The following is a 6,677-nucleotide window of genomic DNA, read 5'->3' as shown; positions in this document are numbered from 1 at the left end:
GGGTGCTGTCCAGGCTCTCGGTCATGCGGTTGACGATAGCACTCGTTAAAAATTTAACTAGTGCTCCTGCGCGTTGTCTGGATCACCTTTTCGGCTCACTGGACCCGGAGACCGCGCGGTCGTACCACGATGCGACGCTGCCCGCCGAGCCGGCGAAGACGGCGCACTTCTGCTCGATGTGCGGCCCGAAGTTCTGTTCGATGAAGATCACCCAGGAGCTCAAGGAGTACGCGGCACGCGGCATGAAGGACAAGTCGGAAGAGTTCGTCTCCGGCGGTGGCCGGGTCTACCTCCCGCTGGCCTGACCGGCCGGCTCGTGCGGTCGATTTGATGATCGACTCGGGTTCACTGGTGTCGCGGTATCCAGGCGTTCGGGATGGCCCGACTTCAGTGAACCCGAGTGGATCAGGCAGGTCTTACTCGCGGTGGTGCCGGCCGGTGGAGCGCAGCGAACGGCGGGCGTTCCCCTGCTCCGGCTCGTTGTCCGACACCGGCTTGCTCAGCCCCGCGACCCAGTCGACGAACTCCTCGTCCTGAGCCGGCAGCGGTTCCGTCGTGCCCTCCGGATCCTGGTGCTCCTCGCTCCGGGACCGGTTGCGGCGGAAGAGGCCACCGAGCCGTCCGCGCCGGGAAGGCTGTTCCGCCACCTTGCCGGCCGTCGGCGTGGCGTCGACGTCAGCCGGGTCGTCGGTGTCGGCGGTCGTACCAGCCCTGACCGGCACGACCGGGGCGCTCGGCTTCTCGGGCGGAGCTGGTGCTTCGCTGCTCGCGGCCGGGCTCGAACGGTCCGGTGACTCGGCCGGCCTGGTACGGCGGGTGGTGTCGAAGGCGTTCCAGGTGCTGGCCCGGCTCAGGTCCGGCAACGGCGCTCGGTGCCGTGGCCTCGGCGTCTGATCGGTCGACTCCTCCGGCCCGGTCGGCGCATCCGAAGCCGTCGACTCCTGCCCAGGCGCCTGCGGCGGCACCTTCCAGGCCGAGGTTACCGGCCAGGGCGATCGCGCAGGCGTCCACCGGTCGGTGTCCGAGTTGCCGGCGGCCGGGATCCCGAACAGCCCAGCGGTGGAACCGTCCTCGGTGGCCTTCCGCGCCTTGTCGGCGTCGCCGGCCCGGTCGGCTGTCGACGCAGTGGCCGGGCCCGTTGGTGACGCGGCGGAACTGGCCGTTGCGGTGGCCGGTGTGGCGGTGGCTGCGGCGGGCGGCGGCGCGGTGGGGTCGGTGGTTGCGCCGACCGGGGTACGCGGCGAGCCCGCCTTCGGGTCGGCCACCTCCGACGTTGGGCTGGCTGCGGGCTGGGGCTTCGCTGCTGTTGCCTTCGGGTCGGCTGCTGCCGTCCTGACGTTGGCCGCGTCCTTCTTGGTGGTGGCGGCCGGGGTGTGTGGCGGGTTGGCTGCTGCGGCCTTCGAGTCAGGTGCGGCCGGTGCCTCGGTGGTGCCGGTTGCGATGGTCGGGGCCGCTGCCGTCGCGCGGGTCGGGGAGGCCTTGGCTCCCAGGTCGGAAGCTGCGCCCTGGTTCGCGTCGCTCAGCACCGGAGTGTCGGCCGAGGTGTCGGAACCGGTGCGGTCGGCGGACTTACCGGGCATGGTGGCCTTCCTGGTGCGCCCGGTGGTCGTCTCGTCGGTGCTCCTCGACTCGGTCGGGGACAGGTCGCCAGGAGAGTCAGGGGTGGCATCCGAACCGACCTTAGGCTTACGCGTCCGGCGCGGCTTGAGCGGTGCCGCCACCTCACCGGTGCCCGTGCTGGCCGCGCCCGTGCTGGCCGCGCTCGCCATGCCCGTGCTGGCCGCGCTCGCCATGCCCGTGCTGGCAGTGCTGGCCATGCCCGTGTTGACTGCGCTGGCCGCACCGGTCGTGCCCGAGCTGGTCGTACCGACGCTGGTCGTGCCGGTGCCCCGGTCGTCGGTCGGTCGACCTTTCGTGCGTGGTGTCGAGCTGTCGGTCGGCTCGCCGTCGGCAGGGCCGGCCACCGCGGCGGTGGCACCCGCGCGCCCGCCCTTGGCGCTGGTCGCCGCTGCACCACCGGTCGCCGCTGCACCGGTCGCCGCTGCACCGGTCGGGGCGGTGCTGGTCGACGCGGTGCTGGTTGAGGCGGCGTTGGTCGGGCTGCTGATCTCGGTGGTGGCCGGGTGCTCGGTGTCGGCCGAGGAGGTGACCGCCTCCGGGACCAGCCTGTGGGTCCGCGTGTCGGCGGTGAACTCGCCGGTCGGATCGGTCAGCCAGGATGCGGGCCTGGACAGCGCGTCAGGGGTTGCCGCAGTGGCGGGGGCCGGACCGTGCTGGCCGCTCGCGGTGGTCGTCGGCCAGTCCCAGTGGGCCGGGACGGTGCGTACACCATCGGAGCCTTCGGCGGCCCACGGACCGGGGACGACGGTGCCCGGCTTCGTGTCGGCGGGCGGCTCCACGGCGGTGCGTTCGGCGGCGGCCGGTTCGTTCGGCGAGTCCGTCGACGCCGCGCCCGGCAGCTCCGGGCCCGGGGGCAGCGGACGCAGGATGTCGGAGGGCTCGATCGCCTCCGGGTCCGTGGTAGGAGCACCGGCCGGCCACCGAAGCAGCGCGGCTGCCGCCGCGCCGAGCGCGCCGGCGAGGATCGCGATCAACGAGGCGTAGTAGGGGGTGGCCTGGTAGCGGTCCACCGCGTCACCCGGGCCCGCGGTCAGGTACGCGAATGCCACCAGCACCGGCCCGGCCACCCCGGTGGCTCCGCTGACCAGTGGCGCCTGGCCCCGCCAGCGGGCCAGCCCGGCGGTCGCCCCGCCGGCCAGCAGCGCCACGATGGGCAGCAGGAGCAGCGCCAGCCGTTGCGCGGCGGCGTCGTCCAGCCAGCTCGGCTCGAGGACGCCGAGCCGAACCGTCGGCAGTGGGCCGGTCGTGCCGAGCGACGGCAGTACCGAGATCAGCGCCAGCAGCCAGACCGCGCCGGCGACGGCCGCCATGTTCCAGCCCAGCTCGGGCCGGAGCAGGACAGCGATCGCCGCGCCCGCTCCGATCACCGCGCCGAGGACGGCGCAGATGCCCACCGCCCACACCGGGTCCACCGAGATCAACTCGGCGGCACGGGCGGGCTGCATGCAGAGCGGAGCGATGACTGTCGCGCCGAGCGCCGCCGCACCACCGATCGCCAACTGGCGGCCCGTGCTGGGCGGCGGTGCGTCGCGGCGAGCGAGGCGTCCGGTCAGGACGGCGCCGACGACGGCGGCGTTCGCGGCGAACCAGCCGACCCAGACGAGCTGGGTCGGCCACTGGTTGACGGTCGTACCGGTGAAGGCGCCGGTCAGCCGGACGATGCCGAAACCGTACGCGACGCCGAGCTGGCCGGCCCCGGCCAGCACGCTCACGCCGAGCGCCGTGAGCAGCAGTCTGCCCCAGGTCCGAAAGGCCATGTCGGGCACGTTACGCACCTGGTACACCCGATCGCCACCGGCGCGCCGCGCGGCGCGCCGGCCCGCGCTCGGCGGGTCTACTTGAGTTCGACCAGCCGGGCCAGGTAAGTCGTGTCTCCGACATTGGTGAGCATATGTACTGCGCCCGGGTCGCGGTAGACCACACCGCCGGTGGGCTCGTCGGCGTCGATCCGGGTGCCGTCGATGGTCTGTACGACGTTCTTCGCGCCCTCGATCGCCACCACCAGGTACGGGTGGTCATGCCGGTGCAGCGGCTGCCGCTCGCCGGGCTCGAGGCGGATGTGCCAGACCCGGACCCGGTCGTTCTCGAACACGATCTCCTGGCCCACCGGACCGAGTTCGGTCCCGTCGATCACGTCGGTCATCGTTTTCCGTCCAGTTGGGGAAGCACCTCGGCGGCGATCAGTTCGAGGTGGTCGAGGTCGTCGAAGTCGATCAGGCGGAGGTGTACGCGGGTGGCGCCGATGGCGGCGAACTCGCCGATCCGCTGTGCGAGCTGCGCGGGTGAGCCGACCACCGGGTCCTCCGGCGGCAGTGCGCTCTTCTCGTGCAGGGGTGCGGCCCGCCGCCGGGCCTCCTCGTCGGTTCGGCCGATGGCAACGACGATTCCGGCGGAGAGCACCAGCGGTGCCCGTCCGGACTCCGTCCGCCCGGTGCGCTCGCACGCCTCCCGTACCCGGTCGTAGGCCTCGGCGGTCTCCGCGACGGACTTGAACGGCATGTTGAACTCGTCGGCGTACCGGGCGGCCAGCTCCGGGGTGCGTTTGGGGCCGCGACCGCCGACGATGATCGGCGGCCCGGGCACCTGCACAGGCTTGGGCAGGGCGGGCGCGTCCACCAACCGGTAGTGGTCGCCGGTGAAGCTGTAGGTCTCGCCGGACGGGGTGCCCCACAGCCCGGTGATCACCTCAAGCTGCTCGGCCAGCCGGTCGAAGCGTTCGCCGACCGGCGGGAACGGGATGCCGTACGAGGTGTGCTCGCGCTCGTACCAGCCGGCGCCGATGCCCAGGTCGACGCGGCCGCCGCTCATCTGGTCGACCTGCGCGACCATCACCGCGAGCGGGCCGGGCAGGCGGAAGGTGGCCGACGTCACCAGGGTGCCGAGCCGGATCCGTTCGGTCTCGCGGGCCAGCGCGGCGAGGGTCAGCCAGGCGTCCGTCGGGCCGGGCAGGCCCGGGTCGGCGCCCATCGACTGGTAGTGGTCGGCGCGGAGGAAACCCTCGTAACCGCAGGCCTCGACCAGTCGGGCGAACCGGAGTTGGGTGTCGTAGGTGGCGCCCCGGTTGGGTTCGGTGAAGACCGACACCCGCATGTTCATCGTCCTTCCGCGCCGGCCGCCGCCGGCTCGTCACGTTCCATCAACAGCTCGTGGAGGTCGGCGCTGACCCGCGCGACGTCGGCCAGGTGGGCGTTGCGGCCCAGGGTGCGAGGTCGGGGGATGTCGACGTCGAGCACCTTGCGGATCCGGCCGGGGCGAGGGCTCAGAACGACCACCCGGTCGGCGAGCAGCACCGCTTCGTCGATCGAGTGGGTGACGAAGACGATCGTCGGCTTGTTCTCCATGTGCACCCGCTGGAGTTCGCCGGACAGCTCCTCGCGGGTGAGCGCGTCGAGCGCGGAGAACGGCTCGTCCATCAGCATCACACGGGGCTCGCCGATCAACGACCGGCACAGCGAGACCCGCTGCTGCATGCCGCCGGAGAGTTCGTGCGGCAGGCGCTTCTCGAAGCCGGCCAGGCCGGCGACGTCGAGCAGTTGTCGGGCTCGCTCGCGGTGCTTGGCGCGGCTCCAGCCGAAGATCTCCACGGGCAGCAGGACGTTGTCCAGCACTGTGCGCCAGGGCAGCAGCGCCGGCTTCTGGAACAGCATGGCGATGTCCTGGCGCGGGCGGGCGATCGGTGTGCCGGCCACGGTGATCTCGCCGGCGGTCAGCGGGAGCAGCCCGGCGATCAGCCGCAGCAGCGTGGACTTTCCGCAACCGGACCGGCCGACCACCGCGACGAACTCGCCCTCGGCGACGTCGAGGTCGATGCCGCGCAGCGCCTCCACCCGGCCGGACCGGCCTTCGAAGGTACGGGACACTCCGGACAGTCGGATCATCTCCGGCGGCCTCCGCTGAGTGGACGGTCAGGAATCCGACAAAGGCTAGCTGGCGCGTGGACGTAACGCACCGTCCGGGGTGGTCGTCAGGTTGTTTCCGTTCCGCAACCCGATGCACCTGGCGTCGCAAGTGTGGGTTTCTCGTACGCTGTGCCCGCGAAGAGTCCCCCCACGACGGCGGTGCCGGCTTCCACCCCTCACGCTGGCCCGTCATGACAACCCCTCCGGTGCCTGTCAGGCCCGGTCGGAAAGGACATGGTGCTTTGATGAGAAGGCTGACCCGTACGGTCGCTACGGCCGCGCTGGCCACCGCCCTCGCCTTTGTCTCCGCCTGCAGCAGCGGGTCGGACTCGGCCGACGACGCCAAGGGCGGCGACAGCAAGAACCTGGAGAAGGTGATCTACCTCACCTCCTTCGGCAACTTCGGCCGTGACTCCTACGCCTGGGTGGCGAAGGAGAAGGGCTTCTTCAAGGAGGCCGGCTTCGACGTCGAGATCAAGCCCGGTCAGGGCACCGGCGGCGTGATCCAGACCATCGTCGGTGGCCAGGCCCAGTTCGGCCCGGTCGACCTCACCGGCAGTCTGCTGCAGGTCGGCAACGGCCAGGCGAAGGACTTCACTGTGGTGGCCGCGATCCAGCAGCGCACCATGGCCGGCATCGCCTCGGTCGAGGGCAAGAACATCGCCTCCCCGAAGGACCTGGAGGGCAAGAAGCTCGCCGACACCCCCGGGTCCGTGGTCCGCAACCTGTTCCCGACGTACGCCCGGCTCGCCGGTGTGGACGTCAACAAGGTGACCTGGGTCAACGGTGAGGCGCAGGGCCTGATCGGCATGCTGGGCTCCGGCTCGGTGGACGGCATCGGCCAGTTCGTCGTCGGTCAGCCGACCATCGAGGCGGTGGCCAAGAAGAAGGCCATCATGCTGCCGTACAGCAACGTGATGCAGGACCTCTACGGCAACGTGCTGATCACCTCCTCGAAGATCGCCAAGGAGAAGCCCGAGATGGTGAAGCGGTTCACCGCGGCGCTGCTCAAGGGCCTGGAGTACAGCCTGGCCAACTCCAAGGAGGCCGGCGAGATCCTGAAGAAGAACGTCGACGCCTCCAACCCGGTCGCCGCCGCCGCCGAGCTCGAGCTGATGGCTGCGTACGTCCGTTCCGGCAACACCGGCACCGCGATCG

5 protein-coding genes and 1 pseudogene are annotated in these 6,677 nt (G+C 71.3%); 2 read left to right on the top strand and 4 right to left on the bottom strand.

The window, feature by feature from the left end; translation table 11 throughout:
• Positions 1-305, top strand: a pseudogene (locus tag ACWCO3_RS29340) (hypothetical protein); the annotation flags it as partial.
• A 111-nt stretch (positions 306-416) separates the two neighbouring features.
• Here ACWCO3_RS29340 and ACWCO3_RS29335 read toward each other — a convergent pair.
• The 4 genes from ACWCO3_RS29335 to ACWCO3_RS29320 all read right to left on the bottom strand — a co-directional run bounded on the left by ACWCO3_RS29335 (position 417) and on the right by ACWCO3_RS29320 (position 5,498).
• Complete coding sequence (locus ACWCO3_RS29335) at positions 417-3,377, bottom strand: hypothetical protein (protein ID WP_450013128.1); 2,961 nt, start codon at positions 3,375-3,377, stop codon at positions 417-419.
• Positions 3,378-3,454: 77 nt separating this feature from the next.
• Positions 3,455-3,763, bottom strand: a complete 309-nt coding sequence (locus ACWCO3_RS29330) for a cupin domain-containing protein (RefSeq protein WP_088987605.1) — start codon at positions 3,761-3,763, stop codon at positions 3,455-3,457.
• Complete coding sequence (locus ACWCO3_RS29325) at positions 3,760-4,710, bottom strand: LLM class F420-dependent oxidoreductase (RefSeq protein ID WP_450013125.1); 951 nt, start codon at positions 4,708-4,710, stop codon at positions 3,760-3,762. Before ACWCO3_RS29325 ends, ACWCO3_RS29330 begins: the two co-directional genes overlap by 4 nt.
• Before the next feature lie 2 nt (positions 4,711-4,712).
• Positions 4,713-5,498, bottom strand: coding sequence for an ABC transporter ATP-binding protein (locus ACWCO3_RS29320; RefSeq protein ID WP_145778920.1), 786 nt, complete (start codon positions 5,496-5,498; stop codon positions 4,713-4,715).
• Positions 5,499-5,764: 266 nt separating this feature from the next.
• Between ACWCO3_RS29320 and ACWCO3_RS29315 the strand changes: the two genes are divergently transcribed.
• Positions 5,765-6,677, top strand: a 913-nt coding sequence (locus ACWCO3_RS29315) for an ABC transporter substrate-binding protein (protein WP_450013123.1), incomplete at its 3' end; no start/stop codon positions are given.

The organism is Micromonospora sp. NPDC002411, assembly GCF_053592955.1.
The sequence above is the reverse complement of the archived record's forward strand: the minus strand, read 5'-3'. Positions and strand labels throughout refer to the sequence as shown.

Excerpts from the sequence above, each read along its gene's own strand:
- ACWCO3_RS29330 (WP_088987605.1), bottom strand. The coding sequence starts at position 3,763 with ATGACCGACGTGATCGACGGGACCGAACTCGGTCCGGTGGGCCAGGAG.
- ACWCO3_RS29335 (WP_450013128.1), bottom strand. The coding sequence starts at position 3,377 with ATGGCCTTTCGGACCTGGGGCAGACTGCTGCTCACGGCGCTCGGCGTG.
- ACWCO3_RS29325 (WP_450013125.1), bottom strand. The coding sequence starts at position 4,710 with ATGCGGGTGTCGGTCTTCACCGAACCCAACCGGGGCGCCACCTACGAC.
- ACWCO3_RS29320 (WP_145778920.1), bottom strand. The coding sequence starts at position 5,498 with ATGATCCGACTGTCCGGAGTGTCCCGTACCTTCGAAGGCCGGTCCGGC.